The organism is Hydrotalea sp. GW822-HT8A01 (assembly GCF_058798575.1).
Genome location: NZ_CM179506.1, coordinates 2,469,634 through 2,485,879, shown reverse-complemented (window position 1 = coordinate 2,485,879; position 16,246 = coordinate 2,469,634). Strand labels below are relative to the sequence as shown.

The 16,246-nt window shown below is 39.5% G+C and carries 17 protein-coding genes; 9 read left to right on the top strand and 8 right to left on the bottom strand.

The genetic code is table 11. The features are described from left to right. Positions 1 to 20: 20 nt before the first annotated feature. From AC3QLY_RS11060 to AC3QLY_RS11050, 3 genes are all read left to right on the top strand, one after another. Entirely contained in the window at positions 21 to 965 is a 945-nt protein-coding gene (locus AC3QLY_RS11060) for an AraC family transcriptional regulator (protein ID WP_298939040.1), read from the top strand. A gap of 143 nt (positions 966 to 1,108) precedes the next feature. Further along, the gene (locus tag AC3QLY_RS11055; RefSeq protein WP_326991508.1) at positions 1,109 to 1,627 is read left to right on the top strand and encodes a MauE/DoxX family redox-associated membrane protein; all 519 of its coding nucleotides are present in this window, start codon (positions 1,109 to 1,111) and stop codon (positions 1,625 to 1,627) included. 4 nt (positions 1,628 to 1,631) lie between these two features. Beyond that, positions 1,632 to 1,925: a hypothetical protein gene (locus AC3QLY_RS11050; RefSeq protein ID WP_289034711.1), complete on the top strand. Its 294-nt coding sequence runs from the start codon at positions 1,632 to 1,634 to the stop codon at positions 1,923 to 1,925. Positions 1,926 to 1,984: 59 nt separating this feature from the next. Here the strand turns inward: AC3QLY_RS11050 and AC3QLY_RS11045 are convergent, their stop codons facing one another. Genes AC3QLY_RS11045 through AC3QLY_RS11035 form a run of 3 tightly spaced genes read right to left on the bottom strand, consistent with a single transcriptional unit; the run spans position 1,985 to position 7,892 of the window. Next, a complete protein-coding gene (locus AC3QLY_RS11045; RefSeq protein ID WP_289034709.1) occupies positions 1,985 to 3,355 on the bottom strand; it encodes a RagB/SusD family nutrient uptake outer membrane protein in 1,371 nt (456 codons plus the stop codon). Between the two features lie 12 nt (positions 3,356 to 3,367). Beyond that, complete coding sequence (locus AC3QLY_RS11040; protein WP_289034708.1) at positions 3,368 to 6,565, bottom strand: SusC/RagA family TonB-linked outer membrane protein; 3,198 nt, start codon at positions 6,563 to 6,565, stop codon at positions 3,368 to 3,370. 37 nt (positions 6,566 to 6,602) lie between these two features. After that, positions 6,603 to 7,892, bottom strand: a complete 1,290-nt coding sequence (locus tag AC3QLY_RS11035) for a TlpA family protein disulfide reductase (protein ID WP_339071768.1) — start codon at positions 7,890 to 7,892, stop codon at positions 6,603 to 6,605. A 435-nt stretch (positions 7,893 to 8,327) separates the two neighbouring features. Here AC3QLY_RS11035 and AC3QLY_RS11030 point away from each other — a divergent pair, with 435 nt between their 5' ends. The 6 genes from AC3QLY_RS11030 (at position 8,328) to AC3QLY_RS11005 (ending at position 12,535) form a co-directional block, all read left to right on the top strand. Next, positions 8,328 to 8,711 carry a helix-turn-helix domain-containing protein gene (locus tag AC3QLY_RS11030; RefSeq protein WP_289034705.1) on the top strand — a complete coding sequence of 128 codons (384 nt, stop codon included), beginning with the start codon at positions 8,328 to 8,330 and terminating at the stop codon, positions 8,709 to 8,711. A 13-nt stretch (positions 8,712 to 8,724) separates the two neighbouring features. Beyond that, positions 8,725 to 9,132 (top strand): helix-turn-helix domain-containing protein, encoded by a 408-nt coding sequence (locus AC3QLY_RS11025; protein WP_289034704.1) that lies wholly within the window; start codon positions 8,725 to 8,727, stop codon positions 9,130 to 9,132. Between the two features lie 14 nt (positions 9,133 to 9,146). Further along, the gene (locus AC3QLY_RS11020; protein WP_289034703.1) at positions 9,147 to 9,509 is read left to right on the top strand and encodes a helix-turn-helix domain-containing protein; all 363 of its coding nucleotides are present in this window, start codon (positions 9,147 to 9,149) and stop codon (positions 9,507 to 9,509) included. A gap of 3 nt (positions 9,510 to 9,512) precedes the next feature. Beyond that, a complete protein-coding gene (locus AC3QLY_RS11015) occupies positions 9,513 to 10,592 on the top strand; it encodes a PDDEXK nuclease domain-containing protein (RefSeq protein ID WP_298939037.1) in 1,080 nt (359 codons plus the stop codon). A gap of 227 nt (positions 10,593 to 10,819) precedes the next feature. Then, the gene (locus tag AC3QLY_RS11010; protein ID WP_326991507.1) at positions 10,820 to 12,088 is read left to right on the top strand and encodes an IS701 family transposase; all 1,269 of its coding nucleotides are present in this window, start codon (positions 10,820 to 10,822) and stop codon (positions 12,086 to 12,088) included. 165 nt (positions 12,089 to 12,253) lie between these two features. After that, the gene (locus AC3QLY_RS11005) at positions 12,254 to 12,535 is read left to right on the top strand and encodes a hypothetical protein (protein ID WP_326991506.1); all 282 of its coding nucleotides are present in this window, start codon (positions 12,254 to 12,256) and stop codon (positions 12,533 to 12,535) included. A 224-nt stretch (positions 12,536 to 12,759) separates the two neighbouring features. On the opposite strand, the gene AC3QLY_RS11000 is transcribed toward AC3QLY_RS11005, so the two are convergent. From AC3QLY_RS11000 to AC3QLY_RS10980, 5 genes are all read right to left on the bottom strand, one after another. Next, positions 12,760 to 12,921: a hypothetical protein gene (locus AC3QLY_RS11000; RefSeq protein ID WP_298939035.1), complete on the bottom strand. Its 162-nt coding sequence runs from the start codon at positions 12,919 to 12,921 to the stop codon at positions 12,760 to 12,762. Positions 12,922 to 13,126: 205 nt separating this feature from the next. Beyond that, complete coding sequence (locus AC3QLY_RS10995) at positions 13,127 to 13,960, bottom strand: RteC domain-containing protein (RefSeq protein WP_298939034.1); 834 nt, start codon at positions 13,958 to 13,960, stop codon at positions 13,127 to 13,129. 84 nt (positions 13,961 to 14,044) lie between these two features. Beyond that, positions 14,045 to 15,289: an MFS transporter gene (locus tag AC3QLY_RS10990; RefSeq protein ID WP_298939033.1), complete on the bottom strand. Its 1,245-nt coding sequence runs from the start codon at positions 15,287 to 15,289 to the stop codon at positions 14,045 to 14,047. Positions 15,290 to 15,311: 22 nt separating this feature from the next. Beyond that, positions 15,312 to 15,620 (bottom strand): DUF6122 family protein, encoded by a 309-nt coding sequence (locus tag AC3QLY_RS10985; RefSeq protein ID WP_298939032.1) that lies wholly within the window; start codon positions 15,618 to 15,620, stop codon positions 15,312 to 15,314. 200 nt (positions 15,621 to 15,820) lie between these two features. Then, positions 15,821 to 16,246, bottom strand: a complete 426-nt coding sequence (locus AC3QLY_RS10980) for a hypothetical protein (protein WP_298939031.1) — start codon at positions 16,244 to 16,246, stop codon at positions 15,821 to 15,823.

Below are 16,246 nucleotides of genomic sequence, written 5' to 3'. Positions count from 1 at the left end.
ATAGAGAAACCAGGTAGCCTATGAAAATACCTTACTTTTTAAAATTTGAAGATGAGAACTTAATACCATTGCATCAGTATTCCCAACTTCCCGACTGGTGCAAATACCCGTTGCATTTTGCCCTGGAACGACGTTACTTTAAGCAACCACAAATAGAGCTGATAAGCCAGCAGTTAAACCAGGAGCCGTTTTTTATAGACCTGGTTCAGATCAACGCAAAAGAACCTGCTTATATCCCTTTCGATATTAACGACAGGCAATTGTACCTGTACTTTATGCTCAAGGGCAGGTTGCTGTACACAACAGGTGATTACCGGCCCATTATACGCACTCAGCCTAATACTTTTTTGATGTCCTATTATGACATTGGACACTATTTTGCTTATGCCCCGCAAGGAATGCATATAGCATTTGTAGTAAGTATCCTTCCGGAATGGATCGAAAGCATGTACCAGGAATACGATAATCTGAAAGACATCCTGCATCGTTTTAAAAATGAGAACAAGACTTATGATACCATGTATCAATGCCGGATGGATCGGAAGATCCACCGATGGTTATATAAGATTTACAGCTACTCGCAGGCTAATATTGGTGCTATAGACGGTAACCTGCGCAAGTACATTAGTTACCTGCTGGAGCATTACGACCAGGTGATCCGGGAGCAGAACGGCGACCTGGCTTATAAGATCAAAGCGTATATAGAGGAACACTATTGCGATGCGGGACTGAGCGTAAAATTTCTTACAGATTATTTTTTCCTCACCGAGCGTACGCTCCTAAACGTTTTTAAGCGGCAATATAACATGAGCGTGCAGGAGTTTTATACCGAGTTACGCATGGGCCATGCGCTGCTCCTTATGCAGCAAAAAGGTATTGGCATAAAAGATGTTTATATGGAAGTGGGATATACCGATGAACGCACCTTTCGCTCCGCCCTGGAACGGTACCTCAAACGCCGGTAACACAATTTCCCGCAAATTGTCAAAATCGGAAAATTTCTTACACAAATTTGCTCAATTTTTACCGATTTTGACTTTCCAACGCTGAGCGCATTGATGAACTTTGTCTTAACAAGATGGTGAAAACCATGCTAACGACAAAGGAAATGGATAAAGCCCTCAAATATCAGAAAAGAAGCAAGATTGCATTTAAGATCATAATGCTCGCTTTGTTGGCCCTATGGATACCCGTAGCTATTGATAAGCTGACTGACTTTGAAACCTTTAAAAGCGGCATTTACAATCAACCCTTTTCAGACAGCTTGGGCAATGTGCTGATCTATACATTACCTGTATTGGAATGTGCTACTATCATTTGCCTGATCTACGAAGGCTGGCGCAAAGTCGGCCTGATCCTCTCCACAATGCTGATGACGGCCTTTACCGGATATGTGGGCATTGCGCTTTTAGGAGCCTGGAAAAAACTGCCCTGCGGCTGCGGATCGGTCATTAGTGGCATGAGCTGGGAGCGGCATTTCCTTTTCAATCTATTCTTTTTGTTCCTGAGCCTATCAGGACTTTATCTGTGGCGCAAATTACGAAGCGGTGACGCGGGAAGCGAAGCTGCCAAGGGCGGGTCGGCCAAAAGACATATTAAACAATATTCTTTAACTTCTAAATTTTAAGAAGATGAAAAAATTAAAATTAAACCTGTTTATGGTAGTTGCTTTAGCGATTGCGGCAGTTACCATGTCATTTAAGATGGCAGGTACAGCTTCAACCTTTCATTATGCAAGTGAAAGTACGGCTGCCGGAGCATTTGCGAACCCTGACAATTGGGAACCCGGAACTTCACCTACGAATTGTGTAGGGACGGCGAAACCTTGCCAAATAACTGCCGAAGACGAAGCAGATTTGGAAAGCAAATTAGCTGGCAAAACCAATCCGCAGGTATTAAGTATTGTTGATAGCAAGCGAAATTAATTTTTCGGGTATAATTAAATACACAAAGTGGGCATTTTTAGCCCCTTTGTGTATTATAGTTATCTTGGATTTTGCTGTATCCCACCCACTTCTATTATAGTCTCGGGAATAGCAATGGCATAGCGTAAATCATTTGGTGGTAATGTTATGGTTTGCCCGTTAACAGTCCGTGTCAATGTTATATTAAATCCGTCCCGGTTCAACCGCTTAATATCAGACCAACGAAGCCCACGAAACACCAATTCCTTTCTTCTTTCAGCTAAAATGGTATTCAGCGCTGTGTCTTTATTTGTAAACGAGTAAGGCGTAAATTGAGCAACATCCCATCGTTTTATCAGTAATTTATTAAGAGCATTTGCAGCATCAGCAAGTTTATCCAGTCGGGCATTACATTCAGCAATAATCAAGAGCAATTCATTTGTCGTAATACCTGTAATAAGTCCTGCATATCCCATGTGCGTACCTTTAAACCTATAATCTCCATCATCGCCCTTTCTGAAATATATAGTCTTTCTTAAATCTCTATCATTATAAAGGTCATAAAGAGCAGGTGATATTCTCGCCATATCAAGATTATTTAGGTCGGTAGGAAACATGCTTGTTTGAAAGATAACTTCTGAACTTAATTGATTTATTGAGGGAATAGGGAAATCTGCATTGGGGTCTAACCCATTAAAGTCTATGAGTTGACTATTAAACGCAAATGCCTTTTCAGCGTTTTCCAAAGCATCGGCATAATTTCCCATAATCAAATGTGTTCTTGCTAATAATCCGTAGGCTGCTGCTTTAGTTGGTAACGTTGCGGCAGCACTTGTATTTGGTAATAAAGGAAGTGCATCGTTGAGGTCTTTCAATATCCGGTCATAGGTTTCTTGTACGGACGACCTCACCGACGGAATATTCATATCGGGGTCTAAGCGTAGCACCATTCCTAAATCTGTATTGGCAGTTTGTTTATAATAAACTGGCGCCCATATCAGTACGGCGTCCAAAAAGCGGGATGCCCTAAAAACCAGCGCTTGACCCTTTAGGTTGTCCGCTATATTTCCGGTCAAATAATTATCTTCAATGCCTTTTAGAACGGAGTTGCAAACATAAATTGCACTGTAACAATAGTACCATTCATCACCCGCCGATGACAATGGTTTTGTAACAAAGTCTGGCTGCCATGTGTACAATCTTTTATCGCTTTCATAATAAAAACCATCGTAATCCTCATCTTTCAAAAAATAGTCAATGGTACTGGCTTCGCCTGCCGAGCAAAAATTAGAATTAAGAGTTTCCCAATTATTAACTAAGGCTTGAAAATCTTTTAAAGTTGTAGGTATAGCCAGTTTATCATCTGATTTTTCTTCAAGAAACTTTTTACATCCCGAAGAAAGTATTATTAGCAATAGCATCAACGCTAATATTGGAGTGTTCTTTTTCATTGTAATATTCTTTTATAATTTGGCTTTAAGACCAAGTGAATAATTTGCAGGTGTTTTAAGAATATTATAACCTAAGCTAAAGTCAGGGTCAATGCCTGCGTTATTGGCTTTCCATAATATCCCAAGATTATTTGCATTAAAAAATAATTGCAATCCCTTAATCCCCTTTGCTGACAATTTAAAATCATAAGCAAGGTTAATATACTGGAGCCGGATATGGTCGCCCTTTTCTACCAGCACACTGGAACCACTATAAAAGGCATCTCTGTTATAGTTAGTTCTATACTGATTTACAGGAACATCTGTATATGCTTCATCCCCGGGCTTCAGCCAACGTAGCGCATAATCTGAATGTCCCCGCCAACTGTTAAACAGGTCTGTGTAATTAATAGAATTGCGCCTGAACCAATACCCGAATTTGAATGAAACACCTAATTGTAAGCTGATATTTTTATAAGATACTGCATTGATTAACGAACCGAATTTTGTTGGAATAGCAGAACCAAAATATTTTAAATCTTCTACTTTAGTTTCAGTACCAATAATGCTGTAATAGTCCTTGCTTACCTCACCATTAAGGTATCCTTGTGCTTCACCTGTATTGGGGTCAAGTCCAGCCCATTGATAGGCATAGATAGCATATACAGGCTTTCCATTAACACCGGATATGGGTGGCGAAGAAACATTGACATATTCTTGTGCCAATGTCCTTTCTAAATAATAATCAACTATTTCATCTTTATATAGACTGAAATTCAGTATGGTACTCCACTTAAATGAACGGTCTATATTTACACTTCTTAACTGTATATCCCAACCGTTTCCTTTCATGCTGGCTACATTTCGCAACATATAGGGGTCAACTCCTGTGGTGTAATCCATTGGAGCCATACCAAAAAGATTAATACCTTTTTTGTGATAATACTCTATTGAACCTGTCAAACGTTCATTTCGCAAACGAAAATCTACCGCAAGGTTCAACATCTTGGAGGTTTCCCATTTTAATAATGGGTTGTAGTAATTATTAAAACTTGCGTACGGAGTACCAGTAAAAAAGGATGTATTTGGAAGAAATCTAATCGTGTTTACTGCAACCATAGCGGGGTCAATATTGCCACTAAAGCCGTAGGTTGCCCGGAGGTTGAGATAAGGCAAAAAATCAACCTTATAAAACTTTTCGTTTGAAAGTTTCCATGCAATGCCCGCCGACCAAAAAGGGTTCCATTGGTCGTTAGTTTTTAAGCCGAAAAGGTTGCTGGCATCCCGGCGGGCGCTTGCTGAAATCACATACCTATTGTCAAATGTATAGGCAGCATTGGCGAAGTAGGACATAAATCTTGTACTTGTTTCACCGAGATATTGACCTCTTTGAATATAGTCTGCCCCACCATTAATAATGCTTGGATATGTATTTGTATAGTCCACATTACCCGTAGTTAAATTATTAGGGTTGTAGCCATAATAACGTTCTTGATTTGATTGTGTATGAGCCGACCGTTTTTCACCTCCAATTAAGGCAGTTATATTGTGTTTACCGTATGTATTATCAAAGTTTAATTGTCCTCGTAAATTATTTGCATTTAAAACACTATTGGTTTTGTCCAAAATATCACCATTGGGAACAATGTAAATGACGCTTCCGTTTACGATTTGGGAAAAGCGATTGATATAGTCCCTTGCCATAAAACTATTTTCATCAGCCAAATTGGTACTTAGTCCAAATTGTCTTTCATATTGATAGTTTACAGTTGCGTTCAGCCCTTTAATAATTCGATATTCGAGATTAGCCGTTGCCAATACATCGGATACGTTGCTATTTGATGTTTGGTGCTGCCAATCTGTAAGCGGGTAGTAATTCCAGTCAAGCAACTTTCCGTCACCGAGATTTTGGACATAGCTTTGATTATAGTTCTTTGCTACTGGCAGCGCATTCCCGTTTGCATCCGCCATTAGCATATAAGGCACAAAGGCACTGCTTTTCATAGATACATTATTGTACCCATACCGACCTGACTTATTTTGAGTTTGTGAATAATACAAACCCGTAGTAAGGGAAAGTTGTTTAATAGGACGATAGGTATTTTGGAAACGGATATTAACACGCTGATAAGTAGCCTCTAAGTTGCTTTTATTGTGGTCGTAACCTACCGATGATGTCCAAGAAAATTTGTCTGCGCCACCCTGCGCACTTAAAAAGTATTGCTGATTGACTAATGGCTTATACATATACTCATTAAACTGCGCTCTTGCATCTACATTTCTAAATGCGTCAATTTGCTGTTGTGCCTGCTCCTGTGTCATTGCACCTGTACGCACCTTATTCAAAAGGTCAACAACCGGACTGATTACAGGGCGGCTCGATGAATTGATTTGACTGTTGTAAAAGTTTCGATTAAACAATTCCTGCTCCATATCAATATAATCACTGGACGACATCTGACGGATATAGCCTAAATCGGGCTTTGCTCCAATAGTGAGGTTAGAATTAAACGATAAGGTAATCGGCTGATTAAAACGTCCGCTTTTGGTGGTGATAACGATAACGCCATTTGCCGCCCTTGCTCCCCAAATGCTGGAAGCGGAGGCATCTTTCAGTATAGTTATATTTTCTACAATGTTGGGGTTAATATTGGTAATATCTCCATCATACGGAAAATTATCTATAATTATTAAGGGGTCTTTCTGTCCGTTTATTGTACTCAATCCCCGTATCATCATTTGGGAACTATATTGGCTTCTGCCCGCATCCATCACCATGCTATTAGCAATTGCTGGAAGTCGGGACAGGATGTCCGTACCAACCTGCTGGTTAAACAGTTCGTTGCTTACCGTAGCAAACGAACCTGTTGCCCGCTCTTTAGGTATTTTCTGATACCCTGTTGATACTACTTCCACTTCGTCCAACAAACGGGATGAGGCATTTAAACGGATTTTTAAAGTATCTGTTTGCGGGAGGTTCACGGTTAGCATAGATGGCTCGTAACCTACATGGCTAATTGTCAAAACAGCGATATTTCCATTTGCTGTTTGTATAGTAAAGTAACCCCTGCCGTCGGTACTTACTGTTGTATTTGTCCCTTGCAAGGAAATACTCGCTCCCTCGATAGGCATATTATCATTACGACTAATCACCTTGCCCATAATTTGTCGTTGGGCATACAATGTGCCTGATATGATAAGTAATGTAATAAGAGGTATAAAAAATTTCATTCATCAATTGAGTTAAATCGTAAAAAAATGGAAGCAGTTATTTGTCCTTTATCACGAACATATTGAGGCTTCTTTTTGCTGGTATTAGGTCAAGGTCGTACCTGTTCAATTCTTTCTTAAAACTCGCTAAATCAGTAACCGCTGAAACCTCGATATCCACATTGGAGGTATAGCCAGTTTCGTCAACTATGGGTAGCGTAATAGGAGTATCATCACTAATCATATTAATCATGTTACTAAGTTTTTGATTAATTATTATGGAAGGCGATGCCGGAAAAGTGTTCTTTGATTTTCCTCCTTTGCTTTTTATTTTGTCCTTTTTAGAGGTTCTAACTAAAACAAGACAGTCAACCATTCGCTTCTCAATTGTGCCGTTATAGTCCGAATAGCGGTTAAGGTCTTGTAGCATATAATAGAATAGACTGTCGGCTTTGTCTTCAGGAACAATCATTTCATAGTTATACTGGTTAGACTTCTCATATTCGCCATTATCTTTCTTTATTAAACTTAAAAAAGCAGGTTTTTTAACCTCCACTATCATGCGACTTGTAGAGAACTGTTCACCATTTCGATTAAATAGCTCGTCCACTGTAGCATGATATATATTCATCATTGAGGTATTGGTGATTTGTCTGCCATATACTTTACCATCTTTGGTTCTTCTGAAAACATTTCCCCCCGGAAGTCCGGAATACTCACCTTTGGTAAAAATGGAAAATGCCTGTATCTGTAATCCGTCTATGAGGTATTTGGAAAGGAACAATGGCGTATTAGGGTCAATAAGTTTTTTGGTCACCATTTGTGTATTTTCGTTATCTACAACAGCTTTTATATTAGCATGGGTTACCTCATCCGCACGGGTAGTATTTAATAATTTGCCAGCGGGGTTTATCCATACTATATGCGGAACGCCGATAAATGGAAAGTATTCAGAAAGAAAACTATCATTAATAACCGAATTGACGTAAGTGTGTCCTTTACCTGCACCAGTTTTAAAAAACCTGGTTATTTTATCTGTATCCTCTTGGGTTACTGCCAGCACTTTTATTTTGTCGCCAAATTCATTTTGTAAGGCATGTAGTTTTGGAAAGTTTTTAATACAGGGTGAGCAATAGGTGGCCCAAAAATCCAGTATGATCAGCTTATCCTTGTACTCGCTTAGGGTAATGGTCTTCTTGCCCTGGGGATGGTTTACCACTTGCAAGGGCAGGTTCCAAAGTTCATCGGGGATCTTGTCGCCGATGGCAAGCGGGGTGGGTTTAAAGGTGTTAGCAGCCTTAGCAGAAGCCACTTGTGCGTGGCTCTGCTGTTGGATGGCTGCATACATGAGAAAAACCAGTAGCAAAAAATACTTGCCGGTTCTGCTCACAATCCTACCAAACGTTCCCAGTGCTAAACGGCGGCAAGTAATTGAAAAAAAAATCTTGTTACATAGTGATACGCTCATCATTAAGTGATATAGTTAGGTTTATAAATAGTAAATACTCCATGAGGTGTATCGCTACTTTAAACCGGACTTTTAATGATGGTGCGAAGGTTGAATTTAAGGGAGAAAAATAAAACAACGGGCTTGCCTTGTCCAGCTATGGAAAAGCAGCAATATTGTTTATACTTGTCCGTCAATCTTATCATCTTTATTGGTTGTTATACAAATAACCGATGATTACGGGAGGTTGCACCTCTGGATTGTACAACCAATTAGGAAGAATTTGTTCCATATTGGAAGTTTTACTATATTTGGTAAAATAATAAGCATTGGAATATGAAAATCGGAAGTAACATTAGTCAGCTAAGGACCGCTCAAAAGATCGAAAAAACTTTTATGGCGCAAGAGCTAAATATCAGTGTAGAAGAATATGAAGCTATCGAAAGGGATGAGAGGGACATAACACTTTCTATGCTTGAAGCAATATCACGTTTATTATCGCTTGAAGTTGCCGATTTGATTACGCTCAATAAACCAATTACAGGGATTAGGAATTTCTTCTTTAATCACAACGGAAATTCGGGTGTAAATATTCATGTGCAGGGAATAGACCAGGAGAAGATTAGGCAGGCATACAAAGAACTTTATGCAGAAGAATTAAACAGGATACCCAAACTGGAAAAACTTTTGCGGCAAAATAATATCGAGTTTGATTTTTGAAACGCTTGTATTTATGAAAATCGGTGATAACATACGCGAGATTCGAGAAGTTGAAAAAAACTTTAAGAGAAGCTATGTTGCTGAACGGTTAAATATGTCAACTCGCGCTTACGCCAATATAGAAAACAATCGCACAGATCTTTCAATGAAAAAACTGGAGCAAATTGCGGAAATTTTTGAATGTAGTCCCCAGTACATTCTTACATACAAATCTTCAAAAAAGGAGTTTTATAACTATTTCCATAATTACCCTGAGAATAAAGGGGTTAACATTATGCACCAGAATATTGAAACGAGCGTAGGCAGTATGCTTAGTAATAAGGAAAAAATTTATGAGCTACAGCAGCAGCTTTTGGAAAGTGAACAGAAAAGAATTGCTTTATTGGAAGCTTTACTTAAAAAAAATAATATTGATTTCTAAAAAACTCTATAAATATGAAAATCGGAGATAATATTCGTGATATCCGCGAAAAAGAAAAAAAGCTATCAAAAGAACAGGTAGCAAAAGCATTAGGAATAACCCCAAAAGCTTATAGTAACATAGAAAACAATGTTGCTGATGTGTCTGTGTCCAGGCTATATGAATTGGCAGAAATTTTTGAAGTTGCTCCTGAATACATTCTAACTTACCAAGAGAAATCTGCTTTCACAAATCATTTTAATAACTATGAAGGAAATCAAGGAGTAAATATTATGTATCAGGGATGTACTGCCGATCAAATTAAGAACATTGAAGATCAGATAAAAAAAAGTAAGCAAGAGGCCAGTCGCTTACAGGCAAAGACAAGGAATAACTAACCAATGGATAATAGGTTTGAGGACATTGTAAGGCTAATCAAACAGTCAAGGGCAAATGCTATCAGGGTTGTTAATGCGGAACTGATCAGCCTTTACTGGAATGTGGGCGCATACATTAAGCAAAAATTGTCTGCCGCCGAATGGGGTGATAAGACTGTTGAAGAATTGGCAATTTTCATTCAAAAAAACAACCCGGAACTGAAGGGCTTTAACAGATCAGGGCTTTACAGAATGGTGCAGTTCTTTGAAACCTATGTGTCTTCACAATTTGTCGCCTCACTGCGGCAACAAACACAACATATTGATAATGAGGAGAATAAAATTGTCGCCCCGGCGGGGACACAATTTGAGCCGCAGGACATCAGAAATACTGTTTTGGTACAGTTGAGCTGGACACATCACCGCACTATTTTCTCCCGATGCAAAACGGATGAAGAAAGGCAGTTTTACATTCAGGTAAGCGTTAAAGAAAATTATAGCGTAAGAGAACTGGACCGGCAGATTTCCGCAAGCCTTTTTGAACGCACCATGCTTGGAAACAACAAGCTCTCGCAAACGATAAAGGAAGCCCATGCAGATATAACCAATACATTGAAGGATAGCTACGTTTTTGAGTTTTTGAACCTGCCTGAACCACATAATGAGGGCGATTTACAAAAGGGGCTGGTAAAACAAATGAAAAACTTTATCCTTGAACTGGGCAGAGATTTTCTTTTTATTGGAGAAGAATATAAAGTGCAGGTAGGTAACAGCGATTTTTATATTGACCTCCTTTTTTATCATAGAGGTTTGCAATGCCTGGTGGCTTTTGAATTAAAAGCAGATAAGTTTAAACAGGAACATTTAGGGCAACTCAATTTTTACCTGGAGGCGTTGGATCGGGATGTAAAAAAACAAAATGAAAACCCAAGCATCGGTATTTTGCTTTGCAAGGACAAAGACAGTGAAGTGGTGGAGTATGCACTAAGCCGCAACCTTTCACCAACAATGGTGTCCGAGTACAAAACACAATTGCCGGACAAAAAAATATTACAGCAAAAATTACATGAGCTGTTTGAAAACAGTGAAGATGATAAAAATTAAACAACCATCAAGGAAGATAACGTATTAAAATGGAAAAATTATTTAACTCTACTTTGTCAAATTTAGTTCTTTGATTTTTTTAGGGACGAAACGCACGCCGGACGCGGAATTCACGTAATTTAGCGGTCAGAAAAAAGACACACCCCACGAGTAGAAACCCACGGGGTGTAAATAAAAAAAACTATGGGACGAAAATATATAATTTCCGACTCGTAGAGAGTCGGTTATTGAATTTTCTTCTCCGTTTTGAGTTTCTTTTTTTCACACTCACCCGTAAGGTATCGGGCAATGCCCTGGTTTATTTAAAGGGACTGCTCCTTTGTCGTCGCCGCAATTGCCAGCAGATGGCCATGGAACTTCAGGAGTCGAATCAACAACGCTTACATCATTTTATCACGCAGTCTAAATGGAACGTCCGCCAGGTGATGGATGTAGTGACGGTGCAGTTTTGGAAACTTATCGAATCCCTACATCTTACGGAAGATAGTTGTCTGATTATCGATGAAGCCGGAAATCCTAAGAAAGGACGCCATTCTGCAGGGGTGAAACGTCAATATTGCGGCCAGGTAGGCAAACTTGAGAACTGTCAGGTAGGTGTTTTTGGTGCCTTGTGTGCGGGCTCCCTTGTGAATCTCGTACAAGCCTCTTTATTTGGAACAGCCACTAATGGCAGCAAAATTGAGCAGGCTAAACACCTCATCCGGCATGTAATGAAGGAGCTGAAACTACCCGTTCGCTGGGTATGTTTCGATGCCTTTTATGGGCGGGATGCTGCACTCCTGGCGGATTTGATTAAAAACGAGATGGAGTTCGTAGCCGATGTACAGGACAATTTACACATCTGGCTAGAGCCTTTTCAAATGCGTGTTCCCGTTCAGCAGCCGGGTGCAAGAGGCCGTAAATCGAAGCTTGCAAAACCGAACCGGCCGTCCGTCTCTATAAAAGCATATGCTGCCAGTTTGCAGCCAACCCAATGGAAATTTATTACCGTGCGGCATCAAAGCGGTGGAAAAAAATTGCAGGCATGGTTCCATTCCAGAGAGGTCTATATTATAAATCCGCTTACCAATCGAAAGCAATTGGTAAGTTTATTGATCAGGGAAGACAAAGATGGAACCATAAAATACAGTTTTTGTCATTGCCCGGGTGCCTCGATACAAGAATTGGCATACCGGCAATGCAAACGCTACTTTATAGAAAAAGCTTTCCGGGAAGGAAAAAAAGAACTGGGGTTGAACGAATACCAAACACGCAGTGAAGAGAGCTGGCTAAAACATATGGCCATGATTATGCTGGCTCAATTATTCTTAAACCAGGAAAAACGAATACACTATGAGCACGAGAAATTGTGGTTAACAACACAGGATGTTATTCAAACAATCAAATCTTCGCTTCATTTTGTGAAACGAAGCCTCGAAGATTTATTGGATCACATCCTATCGAAACAACCGCCAGACAAGCGTTTGGTCAGAAGATCACTGTATTTACGAATTTGACAAAGTAGAGTTAAACATAACGGCATCGGGCTTCAGCCTTTTGTTGACGAAGATGGACAGGATACAAATTTTGCCTATACAGATAAGCTGCTGGCACTAAATGTCCTTATTGAATTTTACACGGCTGTTACGGATGATACGGAAGAGAATTACGAAGAGGAAACAGTGGTTTCTGCGATCACTTATACTGAAAACAGATCTTATTCATTTGCACTCTTCCATAGCACGAATGTAATAGGGCCGTTAGTTTTATATAGAATTGTAGCGGATGCCATTCATTTTCTTGAACAATCCGGCAAGGCCACTTTGCTGGAAGACCTGGAGGAAATTTCAACCGGTGGTACTACCTCTGATGTGATGGAAAACGAGACGGATCGGAAAAGGGTGTATGATAGCGATGTTTGGAAGTTTACCTCCGTGCTGGATCTGATAAAAGAAAGGCGGTAGCCAAAAGATTGCAGATCGCAAATCAGGATGAGGGATATTTTCCTATAATTGAAAATTTAAAAGCTTGGATGACATAACAACAGCGCTATTTAGTTCTGTTATTTATACCCATACGCTTCCTGGATTTCCTGAATAAGATCTTCGAAAGATTCGGATATGTGAGTTGTCTTGTATTTGTTAAACTGCCATATTTCTACGCACCAATACCCGATGTCATCATTCCACTAGACTACACCAAAATAGTCCCACGCTGTTAAAGCTGCTGAAAGCGGTTTGTATTTAATGGCTTCCACTACCAGGTAATCAATCTCATTGGTCAGGTTGGAGAATATGCCATCACTTCTGTATTCGGTAAAATTATCCGGTAGCCGTATTTCTGCTTTCATACGATAAAAATATAAAATAGCTATCTTTGAGGCAACCATTTCGTATATTTAGTTCTCCATAGGATAAGGTTAAAGGTTAGGGATCATCTTTTAGTAGTAACCCATTAAAGAAAAGCAGTTTCCATTCATGAAACTGCTTTTTAAATTCATAAAACGTAGAAAATTAAACCATTACCTCAATTGGTAAAGTTGGTATAAAGCCCCGTTATCTCTCGTCCTGCTCATCCATCTTCTTAATGAGCGCATCCCGTAACGCATCAAGGAACTTGGTGCGGTTAATTTTCCTGTTCCGAATTTCGAGATAGGTATGGTAAAAGTTTCCCAAATCAATATTGAAAGCTCTCTCAAAATATTCCGCAATCAACCTAATATCACTATTCCCGTTATCAAAAACACCCTGATAGTGGAGCGAATAAATAAGTTCTATCATGGCAGCTTTACTGGCGGTCCAGTTAAGAGCTGTGAGGGATGGCCGTTTCAATAACAGGTGCTTCTTTATGTGATAAAGCTGGTCTTCGAGGTATAGCTGTATTAAGTCGTTCGCCATTATCTTAGCCACCTTGTAATCGTGTGAGGTTGAAAAGGTATGGTCGGACTGAAAATAGTAAGTATCCAGGCATAGCGTTATATCATGCTTACCCCGCACAAAGAACTTCTCGTCAAGAAAGGAATAATTGTTGCGATAATATTTATAAAAATCGAGGTTGCTGTCAAAGAACCTTTTGAGCTTTTTCAATTCTTTTTTAAGATGTTTTCTTATAGCCTTTGCCCCGTGCGGTTTTCTTATTTCAATTTTATAAATAGCATTATAGTATATCAGTTTGGAAACAATAAGCGGCTTCTGATATTTGAAAAAACGAATCTCCGCATCTATATTCGTAAACCCTTTTTTAAGGACAAAATCTTTTACATCGGATAAGTATTTAATAATAAGCTCTATTACAGCTTCTATCCGCTCTATTGAGCAATCGGCTTCAATCTCTAATTCTTTGATTTCTGTTTCCAACTTCTGAAGCGTTTCAGTATAAAATTTTTCCATACGGTTATTTTGAATTTTCACTGGAGGGTAGTAATGAATGGGTGTCACTACATAGATTTACTATTTGGTAATTATTTCATCCATCTATTTTTTAATGATTGTTTTGCGGCGATTAAGGGCTAAAACGGCAATGATCGCTAAGACCAACGTGAGGATACCACCATACAAAAATTCTCTATCGGGGAATTTCGTGCCTAAAAAACCGGCTATCGGATAAGCTATTGCCCACCATAAATGAGAGAACGCGAAATGTGCACCATATACTTTACCCTGGTCCTGGGGTTCGATATTTTCGCCTATCAGCGTTTCGGAGGGCATGTCGGCAAGTGTTTGCCCGATACCCGCCAACACCCATAAAAAAAGCAACCCGCTGTACGGAACGAAGTTGGCAAGGCTGATAGCTATACCAATTAAAACAGCACCGCTTATCAGTGATTTACTGCGTGTTTTGCTCTTATCCAAACTACCCAGCAAAAATGCTGTAATGACCGCGCCAACACCAAATACAGACATTATCCATCCATAATGCTTATCATCCAATTGCAGGGATGTTTTTACCAGGCCAACGGTATTAACCAATACCATTGCTCCTGCAATGGCCGATATAAATTCGATACTCAAGGCGAAACGCACAATCTTATTTCCGAACAGTAAGCGAATACCTTTCAATACTTCGCCCCACGTCTTTTTGGGCATTGCATTATCGGCAGTATTGATCCCCTTCTGCAATGATGTCTTAGGAATGGTGAGAATAAATAGTATCGCAATTAAAAGGGTTGTGCCGTTTACAAAGAATATCTGTTTCGCGCCTAACCACACTGCCCCGATCCCTGCCAGTGCCGGACCAAAAACACTCAACAACTGGAATGTAGCCATTGACAGACCGTTGGCTTCCCTGTATATATCTTTGGCTACTATCTGCGGAATAATAGCCCTGTATGTTGGCGTGAAGAACGCAGCAAATACATTGAGCGAAAATATTAATACGTACACCTGCCATTCAGCGTTGACAAAAGGAAGCATACACACGATTGCCATTCTTGCAAACTGCGTTATCAGCAATATTTGTTTGCGCTGAAACTTTTCAGACACTACACCTGCAAAGGGCGAAAAAATGATATACGCCGTAACCCGTAATGTAAGAGCCGATGCCAATATAGCGGCAGCGTTACCGGGATTGATTTCATACGTAAGCAACGCCAGTCCCAACCAGGTAAAGGCATCCCCGAACAGGCTTGCGATCTGGGCAAAATAAAGCCTTGCGAAAGTGGTATTCCGCAATGTTTTAAAAGGTTCTGTAAATATTTTTAGTAAAGGTCTTTTTTCCATTATACCATGTTTGTTTAAGTTGCTACCAAAGGCAATCCTGAAAATCGGTTGCCATGTGAAACAATAGACCAAGTGCAATAATTCTGATTATCTTGCTTCCGAACAGCAGTAACAATCCATACACAACTATTGCATAATACGAATGCAGGAAGTGAAACCCGATACTGCATCTGTTTGGGTCGAATATCGGCTCTGCAAATAGGTGATCCATATCAACAAGCATTGTAGTTAATAAGATCATCCAAACCCGCTTCCATTCCTTTTTGAAAAATACAAAGGCGACTAAGCCGGGAAAAAGGAAGTGTAAAGAGTAGTGGACAATATTTTGCATTACGGATAAGGACATTTTTGGGTTACAATAGCTTTTTTTTGGTTTCTTTTAGTTGAATTTGAAAGATTGTAATAGCGTCATTAGCTATAGATTATCAAACAGTATTTGTCTTAGATAAATAAAGCCCTGAAGATATAATCCTCAAAGCCTTATTGGTTTTTCACTACAGCCATTAATCACTGTAATGGTTTATTGAAAAATTAATGCTGATGGCCGTGTGCTTTGTCAGCAGCAGAAACCTCATTTTTAAACTTTCCAACTAATTTCTTGCCCTCAACAGTTATAGTAACGGTGCAATTTGTATGAATGCCGTTTTTAGGTAATGCAACTGTTAGTGCTCCATTTTTATCCGCTTTAAGATCTGAAGTTGATTTTGTGCCATTTTCAAAAGCAAACTCTACAGAGCCGGTGGCGGGCTTACCTAATGTTTTAGCATTGGCATCCAGCACATAGAAGGAAAGCAGATTGTTTCCTTTTACCATTTCGATATGGTACTTGTCAACATCTACCATTTTTCCACCGTGAGGAGCAGCGCCGTGACCTGTCTGTTGAGCCATTGCTGAGTTAACTGCCAAAGTCGTCATTGCAAGCATTAATGACATTCCAATCAATCTGATTTTTCTCAT

Coding starts and splice junctions, on each gene's coding strand:
- AC3QLY_RS11030 (WP_289034705.1), top strand. CDS start 8,328: ATGAAAATCGGAAGTAACATTAGTCAGCTAAGGACCGCTCAAAAGATC.
- AC3QLY_RS11015 (WP_298939037.1), top strand. CDS start 9,513: ATGGATAATAGGTTTGAGGACATTGTAAGGCTAATCAAACAGTCAAGG.
- AC3QLY_RS10995 (WP_298939034.1), bottom strand. CDS start 13,960: ATGGAAAAATTTTATACTGAAACGCTTCAGAAGTTGGAAACAGAAATC.
- AC3QLY_RS11035 (WP_339071768.1), bottom strand. CDS start 7,892: ATGTATGCAGCCATCCAACAGCAGAGCCACGCACAAGTGGCTTCTGCT.
- AC3QLY_RS11050 (WP_289034711.1), top strand. CDS start 1,632: ATGAAAAAATTAAAATTAAACCTGTTTATGGTAGTTGCTTTAGCGATT.
- AC3QLY_RS11020 (WP_289034703.1), top strand. CDS start 9,147: ATGAAAATCGGAGATAATATTCGTGATATCCGCGAAAAAGAAAAAAAG.
- AC3QLY_RS11055 (WP_326991508.1), top strand. CDS start 1,109: ATGGATAAAGCCCTCAAATATCAGAAAAGAAGCAAGATTGCATTTAAG.
- AC3QLY_RS11040 (WP_289034708.1), bottom strand. CDS start 6,565: ATGAAATTTTTTATACCTCTTATTACATTACTTATCATATCAGGCACA.
- AC3QLY_RS10980 (WP_298939031.1), bottom strand. CDS start 16,246: ATGAGAAAAATCAGATTGATTGGAATGTCATTAATGCTTGCAATGACG.
- AC3QLY_RS11000 (WP_298939035.1), bottom strand. CDS start 12,921: ATGAAAGCAGAAATACGGCTACCGGATAATTTTACCGAATACAGAAGT.
- AC3QLY_RS10990 (WP_298939033.1), bottom strand. CDS start 15,289: ATGGAAAAAAGACCTTTACTAAAAATATTTACAGAACCTTTTAAAACA.
- AC3QLY_RS11025 (WP_289034704.1), top strand. CDS start 8,725: ATGAAAATCGGTGATAACATACGCGAGATTCGAGAAGTTGAAAAAAAC.
- AC3QLY_RS11045 (WP_289034709.1), bottom strand. CDS start 3,355: ATGAAAAAGAACACTCCAATATTAGCGTTGATGCTATTGCTAATAATA.
- AC3QLY_RS10985 (WP_298939032.1), bottom strand. CDS start 15,620: ATGCAAAATATTGTCCACTACTCTTTACACTTCCTTTTTCCCGGCTTA.
- AC3QLY_RS11060 (WP_298939040.1), top strand. CDS start 21: ATGAAAATACCTTACTTTTTAAAATTTGAAGATGAGAACTTAATACCA.